This is a genomic window from Hyphomicrobiales bacterium, from assembly GCA_002869065.1.
Classification (GTDB): domain Bacteria; phylum Pseudomonadota; class Alphaproteobacteria; order Rhizobiales; family Rhodobiaceae; genus Rhodobium.
In genome coordinates this window covers 253758-271404 of record PKTR01000006.1, presented here as the reverse complement: position 1 = coordinate 271404, position 17647 = coordinate 253758, and the positions used below count along the sequence as shown (strand labels likewise).

General features: G+C 62.9%; 17 protein-coding genes. 4 read left to right on the top strand and 13 right to left on the bottom strand.

Annotation, left to right across the window (positions count from 1 at the left end):
• Positions 1-20: 20 nt before the first annotated feature.
• The 7 genes from C0606_16370 to C0606_16340 all read right to left on the bottom strand — a co-directional run bounded on the left by C0606_16370 (position 21) and on the right by C0606_16340 (position 6995).
• Positions 21-1328 carry a C4-dicarboxylate ABC transporter permease gene (locus C0606_16370; GenBank protein PLX36269.1) on the bottom strand — a complete coding sequence of 436 codons (1308 nt, stop codon included), beginning with the start codon at positions 1326-1328 and terminating at the stop codon, positions 21-23.
• Complete coding sequence (locus C0606_16365; protein ID PLX36268.1) at positions 1325-1876, bottom strand: TRAP transporter small permease; 552 nt, start codon at positions 1874-1876, stop codon at positions 1325-1327. Before C0606_16365 ends, C0606_16370 begins: the two co-directional genes overlap by 4 nt.
• A complete protein-coding gene (locus tag C0606_16360) occupies positions 1860-2918 on the bottom strand; it encodes a C4-dicarboxylate ABC transporter permease (protein PLX36267.1) in 1059 nt (352 codons plus the stop codon). The genes C0606_16365 and C0606_16360 overlap by 17 nt, the downstream gene beginning before the upstream one ends.
• A 303-nt stretch (positions 2919-3221) precedes the next feature.
• On the bottom strand, positions 3222-4409 hold the full coding sequence (locus C0606_16355) for an acetyl-CoA acetyltransferase (GenBank protein PLX36266.1): 1188 nt from the start codon (positions 4407-4409) through the stop codon (positions 3222-3224).
• A 34-nt stretch (positions 4410-4443) separates the two neighbouring features.
• Positions 4444-5589, bottom strand: a complete 1146-nt coding sequence (locus C0606_16350) for an acyl-CoA dehydrogenase (GenBank protein PLX36265.1) — start codon at positions 5587-5589, stop codon at positions 4444-4446.
• Between the two features lie 82 nt (positions 5590-5671).
• Entirely contained in the window at positions 5672-6466 is a 795-nt protein-coding gene (locus tag C0606_16345) for a hypothetical protein (GenBank protein ID PLX36264.1), read from the bottom strand.
• A 34-nt stretch (positions 6467-6500) separates the two neighbouring features.
• The gene (locus C0606_16340) at positions 6501-6995 is read right to left on the bottom strand and encodes a hypothetical protein (GenBank protein ID PLX36263.1); all 495 of its coding nucleotides are present in this window, start codon (positions 6993-6995) and stop codon (positions 6501-6503) included.
• A 655-nt stretch (positions 6996-7650) separates the two neighbouring features.
• Between C0606_16340 and C0606_16335 the strand changes: the two genes are divergently transcribed.
• The 3 genes from C0606_16335 to C0606_16325 all read left to right on the top strand — a co-directional run bounded on the left by C0606_16335 (position 7651) and on the right by C0606_16325 (position 11341).
• Complete coding sequence (locus C0606_16335) at positions 7651-8769, top strand: hypothetical protein (GenBank protein PLX36262.1); 1119 nt, start codon at positions 7651-7653, stop codon at positions 8767-8769.
• 10 nt (positions 8770-8779) lie between these two features.
• A complete protein-coding gene (locus C0606_16330; protein PLX36261.1) occupies positions 8780-10852 on the top strand; it encodes a hypothetical protein in 2073 nt (690 codons plus the stop codon).
• A gap of 156 nt (positions 10853-11008) precedes the next feature.
• Positions 11009-11341, top strand: a complete 333-nt coding sequence (locus tag C0606_16325) for a hypothetical protein (protein PLX36260.1) — start codon at positions 11009-11011, stop codon at positions 11339-11341.
• A 121-nt stretch (positions 11342-11462) separates the two neighbouring features.
• Here C0606_16325 and C0606_16320 read toward each other — a convergent pair whose 3' ends face one another.
• The 6 genes from C0606_16320 to C0606_16295 are packed head-to-tail and all read right to left on the bottom strand — an operon-like array spanning position 11463 to position 17253.
• Complete coding sequence (locus C0606_16320; protein ID PLX36259.1) at positions 11463-13208, bottom strand: hydrogenase 2 large subunit; 1746 nt, start codon at positions 13206-13208, stop codon at positions 11463-11465.
• A 10-nt stretch (positions 13209-13218) separates the two neighbouring features.
• Entirely contained in the window at positions 13219-14523 is a 1305-nt protein-coding gene (locus C0606_16315) for a (Fe-S)-binding protein (GenBank protein ID PLX36258.1), read from the bottom strand.
• On the bottom strand, positions 14520-15179 hold the full coding sequence (locus C0606_16310) for a nitrate reductase (protein ID PLX36257.1): 660 nt from the start codon (positions 15177-15179) through the stop codon (positions 14520-14522). Before C0606_16310 ends, C0606_16315 begins: the two co-directional genes overlap by 4 nt.
• A gap of 1 nt (position 15180) precedes the next feature.
• Positions 15181-16263 (bottom strand): Ni/Fe hydrogenase, encoded by a 1083-nt coding sequence (locus C0606_16305; protein PLX36256.1) that lies wholly within the window; start codon positions 16261-16263, stop codon positions 15181-15183.
• Positions 16256-16720, bottom strand: a complete 465-nt coding sequence (locus C0606_16300; GenBank protein ID PLX36255.1) for a hydrogenase expression/formation protein — start codon at positions 16718-16720, stop codon at positions 16256-16258. The genes C0606_16305 and C0606_16300 overlap by 8 nt, the downstream gene beginning before the upstream one ends.
• On the bottom strand, positions 16717-17253 hold the full coding sequence (locus C0606_16295) for a peptidase M52 (protein PLX36254.1): 537 nt from the start codon (positions 17251-17253) through the stop codon (positions 16717-16719). The genes C0606_16300 and C0606_16295 overlap by 4 nt, the downstream gene beginning before the upstream one ends.
• A gap of 159 nt (positions 17254-17412) precedes the next feature.
• Between C0606_16295 and hypC the strand changes: the two genes are divergently transcribed.
• Positions 17413-17643, top strand: a complete 231-nt coding sequence (gene hypC, locus C0606_16290; GenBank protein ID PLX36253.1) for a HypC/HybG/HupF family hydrogenase formation chaperone — start codon at positions 17413-17415, stop codon at positions 17641-17643.
• Positions 17644-17647: the final 4 nt, after the last annotated feature.

Genomic DNA, 17647 nt, shown 5'->3' with positions numbered 1-17647 from the left:
GTCCAAGACTCTATCCGTTTTCAGTTGACCAGCACCAGGGCCAACTGCGGGAAAGCTGCGACCAGAAGCAGGATCAACAGCATGATGAGGGCGAACGGGGCAGCGCCCAGGAAGATGTCGCCGAGCGAGATCGACCTGTCTTCGAGCGTCCCCTTGATGACGTAGACCGACAGGCCGAATGGCGGCGTCAGGAGGCCGATCTCGACGGCGATGACCGTGACTACGCCGAACCAGACGAGGTCGACACCCATCGGTGCAAAGACCGGCAGCATGATCGGCACGATGATCAGCAGGATCGACGAACTGTCGAGGATCATGCCGAGCGCAATCAGGACCAACAGATAGATCGCAAGCACCATGGTGAAGGACAGGTCGGCGGCGGCAACCGCGTGGCCCATACCGGCCGGGACGCCGGAGAATGCCAGCATGCGGGAATACATCTGCGCGGCGATCAGCAGGAAGCAGATCGTTGCGGTCACAAGGCCCGTCTCGACCAGCACCCTCCAGAAAATCCTGAACGTGATTGCGCGCCGGGCCATCGCGATCAGCAGCGCGCCGATCGAGCCGACGGCGCCGGCTTCGACCGGCGTGAAATAGCCGCCATAGATGCCGCCAAGGACGACGGCGACCAGCAACGCGATCGGCAGTCCCTTGGCCAGCCAGTCGCCTGCGCTTAGCGGCTCCGCATATTCGTGGTCGGGCGAGCCGACGAAGCCCGGCATCAGATAGCTCATCACGACGATGCCGACAGCAAAGGCGAGCGCCAGAAGCATTCCCGGCACGACGCCGGCGATGAACAGATCCCCGATCGATTGTTCGGCCAGCAGCCCGTACAGGATCATCAGCAAGGAGGGCGGGATGAGCATTCCGAGAACGGAGCTGCCGGCGACCACGCCGACGGAAAACCTGCGGCCGTATCCATGCCGGATCATCTCCGGCACTGCGATCTTCGAAAACACGGCGGCAGACGCGATGGAAACGCCAGTGATTGCCGCAAAGATCGCATTGGCGCCGACGGTGCCGATGGCCAGACCGCCGCGAAACTTCTTGAACGCGGCATTGGCGACATCGAAGGCGTCGCGCCCCAGTCCTGTCTCCGAAACGACAAACCCCATGAAGACGAATAGCGGAATGACGCCAAAGAAGTAGCTTGAAATCGCGTGGTTCGCGGCGATGCCGAGAAGCTTCACGGACAGATCCATATTGCCCTTGATGGCCCACACGCCGACGAAGGAGCACAGCATCAATGCGATCGGGACATAGAGCCCGAGAAAGACAAGAACGCAGATAGCCGCCAGCGCAATGAGCCCGATATCGAACGGGGTCATCGTGGGCGCCTCGTCCAGCGCCGCCAGATCTGTGCGGCGAACTGCAGCGCAAGAGCGGTGCCGCCGACCAGAATTGCGACGCGGATCGGCCAGGTCGGGGCGGTGAAGTTGCCGATCGCACCGATGAACTCGTTCCTCGTCACGGATTTCACGAACATCGGCCAGGTTGCCGCGACCACGATCCCGATCATGCCGATGCTGACGATGTCGAACACCGTGTGCAGTACGGACCGAAGTGCCGGCAGACGCCGGGCGAGGAACATGTCGGTCGCTTCGGCGCGCGACATCCTACCTTCACGCAGGCATTGCGGGATCTGCAGAAACACGATCCCGACGATGGTCATGGAGACGAGTTCGGGCACGCCGGCAACCGGAGTGCCGAAGAGGTTGCGCCCGAAGACGTCGGCGCCGACGAGTAGCACCAATCCGAAAATCAGCAGAGAACCAGAGATGTTCAAAGCCTGCGTGAGGCGGTCGAGGAGCCGCAGCGGCCGCGGCTCCCGGGTTTCTTGGATCGCAGGAGGCACGGCCTCACTCCTGATCCCAATTGCGCAGCGGCTTGGCGCCGCTTTCGCGCATCGCGTTCATGTAGATAGCGAGCGTTTCCGTTCCGGGCATGCCTTGCGCGTCGAGCGCCTTTGCCCATTCCTTGGCGGCATTGTCGAGCCCCTTGGCCCAGGCGGCCCGCAGTTCTTCCGGCGCTATGGCCACCGTTGCGCCCGCGGCCGTCATCTTGTCGAGCCCACGCTGATAGGCCGCCTCGATTTCCTTGGCGTACCAGGCGCCAGCGGTGTCCGCCGCCTGGAACAAGGTCTTCTGAACGTCTTCGGGCAGCCCGTCGAACCAGTCCTTGTTGGCGCATAGTCCGCCGATGTAATTCGCGCCGAGGCTGGCGATGGTCACATGCGGCGCCACCTCGTTCAGCTTCATCGGAGCGGCGAGGCTCGGTGACACGACAACACCGGAATAAACGCCGGTTTTCAGCTCGTTGTAATAGGTCGCCAGATTGGCCGAGACGGCGACGGCGCCGGTGCCCGACAGCCAGTTGAGCGCCGCGCCGGGGGTGGCGATCTTCATGCCCTTGAGATCGTCGATGCTGTTGACCGGCTTGGTCGACAGAAGGGCATAATCGTCGATGCCGATCGGGCCGCCGAGATAGACCAGATTGTTGTCAGTCCAAAGCCCCGCCATGGCCTTGTTTTCGAACTGCAGGCGGTTCATGACCGCCGCGACATCCGACACGTCGCTCGACACGAACGGCGTGTAATAGGTCATGTTCTGTAGCGGCAGTTTCGAGGCGCGCAAGGCGGCGATGCAGTAGCCGAGTTCTGCCAGCCCCGCCGACACGACCTCGATCTCTTCGCCGTTGCTGGCGATCGCGCCGCCATATTGCTCGTTGAAGGTCATCGTGTGGCCGGACGCAGCCAGACCGGACTCGATGGCCGGCAGGAAGCTTTCCGGCAGCATTTTCACGAACAGCACCGTCGGTGGAAGTCCGGCCACCACGGTTGCGTTGAAGTCGTCGGCCACAGCGGCTCCCGGCACGGCGAGCGCCGCGGCGAGCGCAGCCGACGTCGCGATCTTGGACATTCTGAACATCGTTTCCTCCTCCTGGTGAGGTCGCGGACTGGTCGTGTTTTCCAAAAATGCGGTGTGCACGCGTCCGGTTGGTCCGGATCTGTGTCGAGGAGCGTCCCCGATGCTCGGCTTCCCGCCAGTTCTCAATTCGGATTGCGCCGAAGGCGATCCGCAATGCGCCAGTTCCTGCATCCGAAATTAGGGACGAAATGCACCGCCGAGTCAATAAAAATGAATTCCGGATCATTGTTCATTTGCGACGCAAGCGAGTGACGCCCGCTTGCGCCGGCGCCACGCCTTGTCTGCGGCCTGAGCTCAGCAGCTTTCGAGGATCGAAACGTAGTTGGCGACGGCAGAACCGCCCATGTTGAAGACGAGGCCGAGATTTGCGTCCTCGATCTGCATGTCGCCGGCCGACCCGGTCAGCTGGCGGTAGGCGAGCGCGTGCATCGAAACTCCGGTCGCGCCGACCGGGTGTCCCTTGGCCTTCAGGCCGCCCGAGAGATTCACCGGCAGCTTTCCGCCGCGATACACGGCACCGCTCGACAGCGCGTCGATACCACGGCCTGCCGGGGCGAGTCCCATCGCCTCGTAGATCATCAGCTCGGCGATGGTGAAACAGTCATGGACTTCGGCGAAATCGATATCATCGACGCCAACGCCGGCCGCTTCGAAGGCGCGTGCCATGGCCAGGCGCGGTCCCTCGAAGGCAAGGAAGTCGCGGCGGGACATCGGGAGAAAGTCGCTGACCTGCTCGGCGGCGCGGAACCGCGCGCGCTTGGCGAAACCGTCCGCCTTGTCTTCGGCGGTCAGCACCAGCGCAGCGGCGCCATCGGTGATGAGCGAACAATCGGTCATCCGCAAAGGGTCGGCGATGAGCGGGTTCTTGTCCGAAACCGTGTTGCAGAACTCCAGGCTCATTTCACGCTGCATATGCGCCAAGGGATTCGCCAGCGCATTGCGATGGTTCTTCTGGGCGATCATCGCCATTGCCAGTGACGGATCGCCATAGGCGGCGCCGTAGGCCTCAGCGGCCCGTGCGAAGACCTGAGGAAAACTCAACGAGGCTTCTTCGGGATTATGCTGGTAGCCCGCCCCGCCGAGTGCGGTGGTGACTTCCGGCGTGCTGCGCGACGTCATCTTCTCGACGCCGACGACAAACACGTTTTTCGCCGCACCCGCCTGGATCGCACGAATGCCCGACATGATCGCCGCCGCGCCCGAGGCGCAGGCGTTTTCGCAGCGGATCGCCGGGGTAAAGCGCAGGGCTTCGTCGGCCTGATGGACCAAACTGGAGGCAAAACCGTCCGGCACCAGCCCCGAGTTGAAGTGGCCGAGGAAGATCGCGTCGATCTCTTCGGCCGGCAGCCCCGAGCTTGCGAGCGCTTCCCGCGACGCGTCGACGACGAGGTCCTCCACACTCATGTCGTCAAGGCGTCCGAACCGGGTGTGGCCGCTGCCGACGATCGTCACGCCGACCCGCGAAGTGTTCTTGCTGATCATGATGTCTCTTCCCATTGAATGCGCGATGTCGGTGTCACATGCGCTTCGCGATTTCTTCCAGCATCACTTCGGTCGCGCCGCCGCCGATCGCCGAGATGCGCGCGTCGCGTACCATTCGCTCGATCGGCGCCTCGCGCATATATCCAAAGCCGCCGTGGAACTGCTGACAGTCGTACATGACCTGGTTGACCAGTTCGCCGCAGTAGGCCTTGACCATCGAGACCTCCTTCACGCAGTCGCGTCCCTGGCTGTCCAGCCAGGCCGAGTGATAGACGAGCTGCCGTCCGGCCTCGACCTGCGCGGCGCGCATTGCAAGTCGCTGGCGGATCGCCTGCTTGTCCCAGAGGGTGCCGCCGAAGGCCTTGCGGTTGCGGACATAGTCCAGCGTAAGCTCGATCGCCTTGGCGCATTCGCCCATCGTGTAGGCGCCGATGATCATGCGTTCGAGCTGGAAATTGTGCATGATCTGGTAGAAACCGCGGTTCTCTTCGCCAAGCAGATTGCCGGCCGGAATGCGGCAGTCGTCGAAGGAGAGTTCGGCGGTGTCTGAACACAGCCAGCCGCTTTTCTTCAGTGCCCGGCTGATATTGAAGCCCGGCGTTCCCTTTTCGACGATGAACATCGAGAGGCCTCGCGATCCCTTCGCTTCCGGGTCGGTGCGGGCGGCAACGAAGACCACGTCGGCGTGAACGCCGTTGGTGATGAACATCTTCGAGCCGTTCAACACCCATTCGTTGCCGTCGAGCACGGCGCGGGTGCGCAGGCCGGCCACGTCCGACCCGGCGTCGGGCTCGGTCACCGCAATGGCGCAGATTTTCTCGCCTGAGATGAAGTCCGGCATGTAGCGCGAAAGCTGCTCGCGGGATCCGTAGTGGGCGAGATGCGGCGAGGCCATGTCGGTATGCACCATGACGGTCGCGGTGAAGCCGCCGAACGTCGAGCGCCCGACCTCCTCAAGGAAAATCATGCTGTAAATGGTGTCGAGTTCCGAACCGCCATATTCTTCCGGGTAGCGGATACCGAGGTAGCCGAGCTCGCCCATCTTGCGCAGCACATCGCGCGGCACCATGCCCGCTTCTTCCCAGGCCTCGCCGTTCGGAACGACCTCGTTCTCGATGAACCGGCGGATGCTTTCGCGGAATTGCTGATGCTGTTCGTCGAAATAGACCGCTTCGTTCATTGCTTCCTCCCGTCCGGCAGTTCGCCGCTGTCAAATCGGCGTCCGGACTTCATACATTTGCCGGTGTGGCTGCCGGTCCTGTTCATGCTGCCGTCTCTTCGGACGGACCGCCAAAAGCAGCCCATCCGCCGTCGATCGGCAGCACCGCACCGGTCACGTAGCTCGCTTCATCGGAGCCGAGGAAGAGGATCGCCGCGGCGATCTCTTCGGCTTCGCCAAAGCGTCCAAGCGGGATGCGCGCAAGAAACGCCTCCTTGTGCACCGGCGTCGTGTCGCCGAGTTTCTCGGTCATGCGCGTATTCGTGAACCCCGGCGCCACGGCATTTACGCGGATACCCGTGCGCGCGAGGTCGTTCGACAACGTCTTCGTGAGCATCGCCACCCCTGCCTTTGCGGGGCCGTAGGCGTTGTTGGCGCGAAATCCGTTCAGCCCGACGATCGACGACACATTCACGATCGCTCCCGCGATCCCTTGCTCGACCATGGCACGGGCGGCGGCCCTCGCCATCAGGAAAACCGCCTGCAGGTTCACGTCGATCACCCGGCGCCATGTTTCGAGGTCTTGCCTGAGTGTCGAGCGGGACGGCTCGACGATGCCGGCATTGTTGACCAGAACATCGATGCGGCCGAAATGCGCGACGGTCTCGGACACGAACCGCTCGCAGTCGTCCTCCATCGAGACATCGCCCTCCAGAAAAAGCGTATCTCGGTCCAGTTCATCGACTGGTAGCTCGCGGTCCGGGCAATCGCACACCGCGACGTGCGCGCCGCGCAATCGCGCGAGCCTGGCGGTTGCCAGACCGATCCCGCGTTTGCCGCCGGTGACCAGAACGACTTTGCCGGCCAGCGGCTTTGCCGCGTAACGTTCCGCCATCATTGCGCACCACCTCCCGACTGTCTTTCGGTCTCTGTCACTGCGCGGACGAGAGCTCGGACGCTGCGCCCTGCGATCGCATGAGGAGCGCGAAGTCGAACGACATCACGACATCATTGTTCTGGTTTATGACGTTGTATTTGAGTGTGACGATGCCGCGGTCGGGGTTTTTGGCCTGTCTTGAGGTGAGGACCTCGGCTTTGACGTGGATCGTGTCGCCGATGAAGACGGGGTTGGTTGCGCGCACATTGTCGGCGCCGAGCCAGGCGATGATGGCGTTGCCATAGGCCTGCGACTGGTACATTTGCCCGACGGCGAGCGCGAAGGTGAGCGGCCCGTGGGCGATGCGCTGGCCGAAGGCGCTTTTTGCGGCCCATTCGGCGTCGGTGTGGACGGGATAGAAGTCGCCGGTGAGCCCGGAGAACTGCACCAGATGGGTCTCGGTGACGGTGATGGCGGCGGTGGTGACCACCTTGCCTTGCGGGAAGTCCTGCCAACCCGAGGTCATTGCGTTCTCCTCCTTGCCGGCCATGCGTCGATGCCGGTCGCGTCTTCTTGCCGTTCGGGGCGCCTGGTCGTTGCGCCCGTCTTTTGTTCAGGCCGCCTTTTTGGTCGGCCAATACTGGTCAGGCCAATACTGGTCAGGCCAATACTGGTCAGGTCTGGCGGCTGAACAGCGGCAAGATCTCGCCGATCCCCGCGAAAGCCGCGAATGGCCCTGCAGCAGTGCCCATGACTGTCTCCCTGATGTGTCGGGGCAATCCTTCCGGCGAAAGGAGGGGGTGTCAACAAAAAAATGAATTACGAACCATTATTCATATTTATGCCGCGCGAACTCACCTACCAAAAATCAAGACAAACGCAGCGGAACAACCCGGCAACGGAAAAGATGCGCGCGCGGGACGCCGTCCATATACAGGCTGCGTCAACACGATCAGGCCGCCCGGATAGCGAGCCGCGATAAGGTTGCACATTGAGAACATCGACCGGCACAGACTCGGCGATGCGCGCGCGCGACACGCAGGCGCCTCGCCCGCATCCTCAATACCGGGCGGTTGGGACGTCCGGACAGGGAATGTCGTTTGTTCCACGTTGACGGTAATTCTAATAATGAATAATGGGTCGTCATTCATTTTTGTTGACAGACGGCGCGTTGCAGACCACTGTTTGGCTGCTGCAGAAGAAGAATGGCGGATCAGCTGAAACGCGCCAGCGCTTCCCGAAAGGGAGCCGGGGAAAGTGCCATTCCACCAGCGGTGCCTGATCGCAAGGCACGACACAAAGTGGAGGAAACAGAAATGAGAATTGTTGGAGCCGGTTTGGCGGCGGTCATCTCAATGAGCACATGCACCGTTGCGTTGGCGGCCGACCATGAGCTCGTGCTGGGCTATCTTGCCTTCAAGGGAACATCCTACCTTGAAGTCGCTGAGACGATTTCGGATCGTATCAGCAAGGCCACGGACGGCCGCGTCGAAATCAAGATCAACTCATCGCTTCTGGGCGGTGCGGCACTGGCCCCGGGCATCCGGGACCGTCAGGTGGATATGGGGCTCGTTGTCGACGCCTATTACGCCGGCACCAAGCCGCTGCTTGGCGTTCCCGCCCTGCCCGGCCTGGTCAACAGCCTTGCGGAGTACCGTTCGCTGATGGATGGCGACCTGGGAGCGAAATTCGCCGAGATGTGGCGGGCCGACTTCAACAGTGTTTCGCTGATGAACGTGCCGTTCTGCCCGCAGATCCTGGCGTCCGTCGATGCGATCTCGACCGTCGACGAGTTGTCCGGCAAGAAGCTCCGGGTGCACAATCCCGAAACCGGCCGGCTGATTGCTGCCGCCGGCGCGAAGCCGACAGCCCTCCCCGCGGCCGAAATCCTGCCCGGCCTCCAGCAGGGCGTCATCGACGGCGTCTTCACCGCAAGCTGCTGGGCCGAGGCTTCGGGCCTGCCGGACGTGGTGACGCATGTCTCGGAATGGAAAGTCGCGGCCTACCTCCCCTGGGAGCTGTTGATCAACGCCGACTCGCTTGGCGAATTGCCCGAAGACCTTCAGAAGGCGATCACCGACGAACTCGCCGCATGGCAGGGGGAGCTCTACGACAGTTATGAGGCCCGCAATCAGGATCTCGCTGACAAGTGGCGCGCTCATGGGACAAACTACGTCGTCATCGATGATGCCGAGATTTCGCGCCTGGTTGGCGACGAGTTCAGCGGGCCGGTTTACGAAGCCTGGTATGGGGCGGCCGAAGGCGCCGGACTCGACGGACGGGCGCTGGTCGAAAGCGTGCGTGCTTCCTTGAAGTCGAACTGAAAGAACGACCATGGCCGGTGAAGACAGGCGCGACAGCGGTTTCTCCGGTCACGGTCAACGACCCGGAGCCGGCCCGAAGGCAATTGCCCGCGACAACGCAGCAATGCTTTTGGGCCAGCTTTCCCGGTACGTCAGCCTCATCGCGGTTTGCGCGATGGTGGCGATCATTTCCTACGAAGTGTTCATGCGCTACGTGCTCGGGTCCCCGACGGTCTGGGTGACCGAGTACAGCAGCTATCTGATGCTCGTCGTCGTGTTTGTCGGCGCAGCGTTCGTGCAGCTATCCGACCGGCAGGTCAGTGCCGATTTCGTCTCGGCCCACCTGTCGGCGGACAACGCCACACGGCTGAGAGCGGCGACCATCTGGTTCGAACTGGTGATCATCACGGTGATCGGATGGAAATATCTCGACTTCGTCCACTCGGAATATGTCACCGGATCACGATCTTGGGGCCTTTTGGCGACGAAGCTGTGGATACCCGAGGCGATCGTTGCGGCCGGGTATCTGCTGCTCGTCTGGGCAACGCTTGCCAAGGTTCTCAAGCACTCCGATAGATTGAGCCCCGCATCAGGTGGCCTTGCGGCAACGATCTGGCTGGTGGTCACACTCGCCCTCGTACTGCTGGCCACCGACCAGTTTGTGTTCAAACCCCGCGAGACGACAGTCGTCCTGATCGTCGCTGTCCTGGGGGTCGTTGGTGCGGCCACCGCGAGCCGGATGGCAGCGGCATCGATTCTTGCCGGACTTCTGCTTTTCGGGGCAGGGCTTTTCGCCGTGATGGCCAAACAGGATCTGCTCATGCAGATGCTGGCGTTTGGCGCGACACTGTTTCTGTTGCTGTCGGTCGGCGTCGGCATCGCCTTTCTGATGGCAGCAATTGGCGTCTTCGGCGGCCTTTTCTGGCTCCCCTTCCCAATGGTTGAGCCGGTGGCGGCGCGCGCCTGGGAAACCGTGACCAACTCCACGCTTACGGCAATTCCGGCCTTTGTGCTGTTCGGCGCGATCCTTGTCCGCAGCGGAATCTCGCGCGACATGTTCCACGCGTTCCGTGTCATCGGCGGACGCGTCCCCGGCAGCATCGCTCATGCCAGCATCGCCGCGTCGGGTCTGTTCGCCGCGGTGTCGGGTTCGAGCCTGGCCACTGCGGCGACAATCGGCCAAGTTGCCGGACCGGAGATGATCCGGCACGGCTACAGCCGCTATCTGACTTACGGCGTGATTGCCGCCGGCGGCACGCTCGGCATCCTCATCCCGCCGTCGATCGCCCTTCTGCTATACGGCTCAATCGTCGGCGTTCCGGCAACGAAGCTGTTCCTGGCCGGCATCGTGCCCGGCCTTTTCCTGATGGCGCTGTTCTCCGTCGTGGTCTTCATCTGGGTGTTCTCTCGCCCGGGCGCGGCACCGCAGACAGGGCGAACGAGCTTGAAGGAAAAAGTCCGGGCGCTGCTGCCGATCCTGCCCTTCGTGTTGCTGATCGTCGTCATTCTCGGATCGCTGTATCTCGGCATCGCCACACCGACCGAGGCCGGCTCCGTCGGCGCCCTCGCCGCCTTCATCCTCACCATCCTCAAGGGAAAAGCGACGCTGCGTCTGTTCCGCGATTCCTTCGAAGAGGCTGCGATCGTCACCAGCTTCCTGCTGATCGTGGCGGTCGGCGCGGCGCAGATGGGATACGTTCTCGATTATGTCGGGGCCGCGACGGCCTTGGTCAATTTCGTGGTTTCGCTTGAGCTTGAATCCTGGGCCGTCTTTGCCGGGATAACGGTCATGTACATCGTGCTCGGCATGTTCATCGAACCGATTTCGATGATGCTGATGACGCTGCCGGTCGTGGCGCCGCTGGCGCAAGGCGCCGGTATGGACATGCTGTGGTTCGGGATCGTTCTGGTGCTGCTGATCGAGATCGGCCTCGTTACCCCGCCGGTCGGCATGATCCTGTTCGTGCTGAAGGGGGTGGCACCGGACGATACGAGCCTTACCGACATCGCGCGCGGCGTGGCGCCATTCGTTCTGATCATCTTCGTTGCGCTGGTGACGTTCTATCTCGTGCCCGAACTGGTGACCGCCCTGCCGAAGCATTGAGGCCGGACAATTCGCACACAGGAGTGCTTTCGGCGACGCCCCGTAAACGGAACCATCAAATTTCCACAATCCTGCAATTCAAGATTGCTCCAGCTTCGCACCGCCCTCCCTGAACGCAGCGAAGGACCCATGCCAGACAGCCAAAGGACCGGACCGATGTTGTTTTCAGATGAAGAAATCGAGGCGTTTCGGCTCGAAGAGATCGCGCTCATCGAAGCCGACGAAAAAGATGATGGGTTCGGCGGTCCCCGCTGGGAAGACTTTCAGCCGGGCTCCTATGGCGCCCACGAAGTGCTCCATCTCGCATCTGTCTTTCGAACGATGGTTGAGGAACACCTCCTGAACCACAAGACAATCATTTCCGATCCGGATTTCTATCGTTTCGCCCATCGCGCGATGGATTCGCTGTTTGATCTTTATCAGGCGATCGGCGCGAAACATCTCGGCGACGATGAGATCGATCCGGAAGAACAGGCGCAGCCCGAGTAAGCTCGGCCTGAGCGGCTAGCCTTCGACAGAAGCGGCAGCCTGCCAAAACAAACGGCGCGTCGATCCGGTCTGGACCAAAGCGCCGTTCGTCTTCCCCTCGCATTTTTGTCACCGCCCGCTATCAGCGGACCTGAATCCGGGCCTTTTCCTCGCCGTCCGGGTCAACCACATGCACCGCGCAGGCGATGCAGGGGTCGAAGCTGTGGATGGTGCGCTGGATCTCGAGCGGCTGGGCCGGATCGTGCATACCGTGCCGGTCCATCAAGGCAGCCTCGTACGGGCCGGGCTGGCCTTTTGCGTCGCGCGGGCCGGCGTTCCAGGTCGACGGAACCACCGCCTGGTAGTTATCGATCTTGCCGTCCTTGATGACGATGTAGTGGCAAAGCGCACCGCGCGGAGCTTCCATGAAGCCGACGCCGCGGGCCTCGGCCGGCCAGGTCGAGGGATCCCACTTTTCCTCGTTGTGGACCGACAGGTCGCCGCCCTTGATGTTGCCGATGAGATTGTCGAGCCAGGACATCATCTGGTCGGCGATGATCTTCGATTCCAACGTCCGGGCCGCGGTGCGGCCAAGCGTCGAGAACATCGCCTCGATCGGCAGATCGAGCTTGCCGAGCGCGTAGTTGGCGAGCTCCTTGGTCGGCTCGTGGCCGGTGCCGTAGAGCATCAGCACGCGGGCGAGCGGGCCGACCTCCATGACATTGCCACGCCAGCGCGGCGATTTGAGCCAAGAATAGCTCTCCTCGACATTGAGCTGGTCGTAAGGCGGCTTCGGACCGGTGTAGTTCAGCTCGGTCTCGCCGTCATACGGGTGCAGCCCGGTCTCCTTGCCGCCGGCATAGTCGTACCAGGAGTGGGCGACGAATTCCTGCACCTGCGCGGGATCGTTGAGGTCGACCGGTTCGACGCGGGTCAAGTCGCGGTTGAGGATCGCGCCGGACGGGATGAACCAGCTCGACGGATCGTCCATGCCCTTTGCCGGGAAGTCGCCAACCGTCATGAAGTTACCGACGCCCTCGCCGCGCGCGAACCAGTCCTTGTAGAAGCTTGCGATCGCCAGCGTGTCGGGGATGTACACCTGATCGACGAACTCCTGCATCTTCTTGATGATCGAGCGGACCTCGCCAAGGGTGACGATGTTGACGGCGGTCGCCGCCGCCCCGCTCGACCCCGGCGCAGCGCTGATCGGGCTCGGCGCGCCACCGACGAGGAAGTTCGGATGCGGGTTCTTGCCGCCGAAGATGGCGTGCAGCCGCGCCACGTCGCGCTGCCAGGTCAGCGCCTCGAGATAATGCGCCACCGCCATCAGATTGGCTTCCGCCGGGAGGCGGTATTCCGGGTGACCCCAGAAACCGTTCGAGAAGATGCCGAGCTGGCCGGCCTCGACATAGGCCTTCAGCTTCTTCTGGGTATCGGCGAAATAGCCCGGGCTCGACTTCGCATAGGGCGAGATCGACTGCGCCAGTTCCGAGGTCGCCTTGGGATCGGCGCTGAGCGCGGACACCACGTCGACCCAGTCGAGCGCGTGCAGGTGATAGAAGTGCATCACATGGTCATGCACGTACTGCGCCGCGATCATCAGATTGCGGATCAGCTGGGCGTTGGCCGGGATCGAATATTTCAGCGCGTCCTCGACGGATCGCACCGAGGCGATGCCATGCACCAGCGTGCACACGCCGCAGATGCGCTGGGCAAACGCCCAGGCGTCACGCGGGTCGCGGCCTTTGAGTATAATCTCGATGCCGCGCACCATGGTTCCCGAACTGTAGGCGCTGGTGATCGCCCCGTCCGCTCCCGTTTCCGCCTCGATGCGCAAATGGCCTTCGATGCGGGTGATGGGATCGACAACAACTCTCTGGGTCATCACGCACCTTCCCTCAATCGATCATTTGGTCGGCCACCATTTCCAGGAGGCTTTCCGGTTTTTTGTCCCAGTTGACGTGCTTGGCGCCGAGCGCCAGCGTGATCCGGCATTGGCCGCAACTGGTGATGAAACGTTTGGCGCCGGTGTCGTCGACCTGGCGCTTCTTCAGATCGAACGCCTTATAGCGGATATCGGTCGCCCGAACGTTCGAGACGACGCCGCCACCGCCACCGCAGCAGAAGCCGAGATTGCCGTGGTCGGCCATCTCCTTCAGGTCGATGCCGAGCGCCTTCAGGACGACGCGCGGCGCGGCTTCCAGACCGCCACGACGGACCATCTGGCAAGGGTCGTGGAAGGTGCCGGTCTCGTTGATCTTCTCCAGCTTGATCTTGCCCTGACCGACGATCTCGGCGAGGAACTCGCTCATGTGGATGATCCGCACCGGCAGTTCCTTGCCGTACCAGCGGGCCGCCTCCCAGCGCGCCGCGCCATAGGCGTGACCGCATTCGGGCAACAGAACCGTGTGGGCACCGATCTTGATCGCGGTGTCGATGATGCTGCGGGTCAGACGTTCCTGCAGCTTGGTATCGCCGTCGATAAAGCCGATGTTGGAGGCATCGAAGCCTTCCTGATGGAAGGTCCAGCTCACCCCGATTTTGTGCAGGATCTTGGCAATGTCGGCGAGCGCCTTGGTGTGGTCGCCGAATTCGGCCGGGGCCGCGGTAACCAGATAGTCGGCCTTTTCGAGATCGCAGGGGATCTCGACGCCGTGTTCCTCGCCGATTTCCTGCAGGATATCGGGCAGGTCCTCACCCGGCGTCGCCGGGCTCGACCAGGCATCGGCCGTGCGGTCCATCAGCGCCAGGCGTTCGGGGATCAGGCCGGCGCGGAACATGCCGGCGCGCGCTTCCTTGACCAGTTCGGCGATGTCGATGCCCATCGGACAGACCATCGTGCAACGGCCGCACATGGTGCAGTAATCGTAGATCAGCTCCTGCCACTTCTCGAGTTCCTCGATGGTCACCTTCGGGGTCAGGCCGAACATGCGATAGAACGGCGCGAATGGCCCCATCTCGCGGTTATAGGCCTGGCGGAACGGTTCCAGCTTGTAGACCGGGGTGTACTTCGCCTCGCCGGTGGCGAGATAGAAGTGACAGGCCTCGGCGCACATGCCGCAACGCAGGCAGGCTTCCATGTGGATGGCGGCGGTTGAGCCGAACTCGCGGACGAAGCCCTTCATGGCGCGTTCGACGCGTTCGCTGTCGCTGAAGTCGCCCTGGGCGTCGTAGCCGACGGCTGCTTTGGTGGCGGCGGTCATAGCTTAACCCCCCTGTGGCTGAAGCGAATGCCGGTGGCACCGCGCGAGAAGACGAACAGGAACGCGTGCATCAGCTTGCCGAACGGGAACCAGATGAAGAACGCCGCCACGGTCAGGATGTGGATGGCAAGCAGGGTCTCGTAACGGGCGCCGAGATGGGTGGTCGCAAGCAGGCCGGTCAGCACCGGCAGCATGGTCATCACCCAGCTGATGTAGTCGTCACCGCGCGACAGGATGCGGCCGACCGGGTGGAAAATGCGCCGCGCCAGCGCCGCGAACAGCGACACCATGGTGATGACACCGACGGCGAGGATCACGTTGCTCGGGAGCGCCGGCCATGACAGGCCGGTGATGTCCTTGATGAACAAGATGTGCGGGGCGAGCCCGAACACCACGATCGCCAGACCGATGTGGAACACGTAGCTGTTCAGCGTGGTGAACAGCGTGCGGCTGATGAAGGCCTTGTTCGGCCACATGCGGCCGACGATGGTGCCGAGCGCACCCATGAACGAGGACGGTGCGCCCTCGCGCGGCTTGGAGAAGTCACGCCGCAACGGCAGGAGCAGAACGCCAACGAGACGCCACAACGTACCGAGTGCGAAAACGACGAGGGCAAACTGGATGGCCGGCCCACGGGCAAAATCGAGGAGATCCATCTCAGTCCTCCTTCATCAGGGATTCGCGGCGCTTGCGCGCCAGGAGCGCGGAGGCCGTACCGATCGCGGCGCCGGCAACGGCAGCCGCGCCGACGGCGGCGCCGGCGGTGAAGACGCCTGCCGACAGCGGCTTGTAGAAGCCGCCCTTGTCCCAGAACTCGGGCTCGGAGCAGCCGAGGCAGCCATGGCCCGACTGGATCGGGAACGAGGTCGCGGCATTCCACTTGAGCGTGGCGCAGGCGTTGTAGGTGATCGGCCCCTTGCAGCCGACTTCGAACAGGCACCAGCCTTCGCGGGCGCCCTCGTCATCGAAGCTCTTGGCGAACAGGCCGCGTTCGTAGAACGGCCGACGATAGCAGCGGTCGTGAATGGTCTCGCCGAAGAAGGATTTCGGCCGGCCGAGATGATCGAGCTCGGGGAGCTGGCCGAAGGCGAGCACATGGGCGAGCGTGCCGGCCATGGCTTCGGGGATCGGCGGACAGCCCGGAATGTTGATCACCGGCTTGTCCTTGACCAGATCGGAGATCGCCACCGCGCCGGTCGGGTTCGGCTTGGCAAGCGGAAGGCCACCGAAGGTCGCGCAGGTGCCGACGGCAACGACGGCCATGGCGTGCTCGACGGTCTCTTCCAGCATGGCGATGTTGGTATGACCGGCAATCATCGAATAGACGCCGCCATCGCGGGTCGGTACCGCGCCGTCGACCACGACGATGTACTTGCCCTTGTTCTCCTCGATCGAGGCGCGGCGGGCTTCTTCCGCCGCCTCGCCCGACACCGCCTGCAGGGTGTGGTGGTAGTCCAGCGAGATGAAATCGAAGATCAGATCCTCGAGCGTCGGGCTGAACGAGCGGGTCAGCGACTCGGTGCAGCCGGTGCACTCCTGGAACGAGAGCCAGATCACCGCCTGTCGGCGTGACTTGGCGAGCCCTTCGGCCATCGCGGTCGCCGCCGAGGGCGGTAGCGCCATCAGCGAGGCGAGGTAGCTCGAATATTTCAGGAACGCGCGGCGGGAAATGCCGCGGTCAGCCAGCATCTCCCCCAAGGTTCCCGTCGGTTTTCTCCCGGAAAAGCCTCGCTCAGCCATGTGTTTCCTCCTTGGCCGCCGGATCGGACGGCGTGGCGGCTGCCTGCGACGCAGCCTGGTCCTGGAAATCGGTAGCGATCAATCTGCGGTGCGCATCCGCAATATCGGCGGGATGGGCGAGCAGGATGTCGGGCACACGCGCGACGACGATCTGTTCGGCCATGACGCGGCCGTCGGCACCGCGGTGTTCGACCCACCAGACGCCGGCGAAGGCGCTCTCGTCGACGCGGGTTTCACCGCCGACATCGACGACAGCGCCGACCTCGCCCTGCCCGAGCGCTGCGCGCAAATCTTCGCGATCCGCGTCGGTCATCGGCAGGCTGCGCAGGTCGATGGCGTCCGAGTAGGACGGGTCTTCGGCAAGGCGGCCGAGATGGCCGGCAATCTCGCCGAGAATGGCGGCGGCGAGACCGGTTCTGACGCCATCGGCGCATCCACTCCGGATCGGGCGGGTCATGACGCCACCTCGGTCTCGCGTTCGCGGGGATTTGGTTCGGCCGCTTGGGCGCCCGCGCGCCAGCGGCGAATGACGGTTTCGACCTCTTCGGCCATGGCGGGAACGGCGGCGGCGACGGCAGGTGTCGGCTCGAGGCCGAGTTCGGTCGTCACCGGCTGAACGGCAACCAATGCGCGATACACCGGCTGCGCGCCGTTCAGCGCCGCGGCGCCGAGCAGGTCGCCGAGCGCCACTTCGTGCGCGGTCTTCTTGGTGCCGCCGAGCAGCGCATCGACGTCGGCGCCTTCAAACACCCGCACCGTGCCGGGCTCAGCGCCGAAGGACGCCGCATCGACGGCGATGAAGCCGTCGCAATCTTCGATTTCAGGGAGAAGGCTGAGGCCCATGGTGCCGCCATCGCGCAACACCACGCCAACATCCGCGCCGATCTGTTCAGAACAACTCAACCGGTCGATGACGAGCGGTCCGGCCGCGTCATCGCTCAATAGGCGGTTGCCCAGTCCGAGGACCAGGATCGTTTTCCCGCACGGCATGCCGACCCCCTTCTTCGGCTTGCTTGTTCTTGTTTTCTTGCTCTTGCTTATTTTTTTCTATTTTAGAGTGCGCCCAGCCTAGCCACATTGACAAAGATTAAAAAGGAACCTTGTGTTACTACGTATTCTGCTATGCCGATGCGATGATATGACTGGGTCATGTGCCTCACCATTCCCATGCGCGTAACCGAAATCGACGGGTTCAACGCCCGCTGCGAAGCCAAGGGCAGCGAACGCACGGCGAGTCTTTTCATGCTTCAGGATGAGCCGGTTGTGGTCGGTGATTACGTCATTATCGAGGGCGGCTATATCGTCCGGACGATGTCCGAGTCGGATGCCCACGCGGCCTGGGCACTGTTCGACGAAATCCTCGCCACGCCGGGCACCTGAGTCG

Coding starts and splice junctions, on each gene's coding strand:
- C0606_16370 (PLX36269.1), bottom strand. CDS start 1,328: ATGACCCCGTTCGATATCGGGCTCATTGCGCTGGCGGCTATCTGCGTT.
- C0606_16360 (PLX36267.1), bottom strand. CDS start 2,918: ATGTCCAAGATCGCGACGTCGGCTGCGCTCGCCGCGGCGCTCGCCGTG.
- C0606_16355 (PLX36266.1), bottom strand. CDS start 4,409: ATGATCAGCAAGAACACTTCGCGGGTCGGCGTGACGATCGTCGGCAGC.
- C0606_16350 (PLX36265.1), bottom strand. CDS start 5,589: ATGAACGAAGCGGTCTATTTCGACGAACAGCATCAGCAATTCCGCGAA.
- C0606_16345 (PLX36264.1), bottom strand. CDS start 6,466: ATGATGGCGGAACGTTACGCGGCAAAGCCGCTGGCCGGCAAAGTCGTT.
- C0606_16340 (PLX36263.1), bottom strand. CDS start 6,995: ATGGCCGGCAAGGAGGAGAACGCAATGACCTCGGGTTGGCAGGACTTC.
- C0606_16335 (PLX36262.1), top strand. CDS start 7,651: ATGGCGGATCAGCTGAAACGCGCCAGCGCTTCCCGAAAGGGAGCCGGG.
- C0606_16330 (PLX36261.1), top strand. CDS start 8,780: ATGGCCGGTGAAGACAGGCGCGACAGCGGTTTCTCCGGTCACGGTCAA.
- C0606_16325 (PLX36260.1), top strand. CDS start 11,009: ATGTTGTTTTCAGATGAAGAAATCGAGGCGTTTCGGCTCGAAGAGATC.
- C0606_16315 (PLX36258.1), bottom strand. CDS start 14,523: ATGACCGCCGCCACCAAAGCAGCCGTCGGCTACGACGCCCAGGGCGAC.
- C0606_16310 (PLX36257.1), bottom strand. CDS start 15,179: ATGGATCTCCTCGATTTTGCCCGTGGGCCGGCCATCCAGTTTGCCCTC.
- C0606_16305 (PLX36256.1), bottom strand. CDS start 16,263: ATGGCTGAGCGAGGCTTTTCCGGGAGAAAACCGACGGGAACCTTGGGG.
- C0606_16300 (PLX36255.1), bottom strand. CDS start 16,720: ATGACCCGCCCGATCCGGAGTGGATGCGCCGATGGCGTCAGAACCGGT.
- C0606_16295 (PLX36254.1), bottom strand. CDS start 17,253: ATGCCGTGCGGGAAAACGATCCTGGTCCTCGGACTGGGCAACCGCCTA.
- hypC (PLX36253.1), top strand. CDS start 17,413: ATGTGCCTCACCATTCCCATGCGCGTAACCGAAATCGACGGGTTCAAC.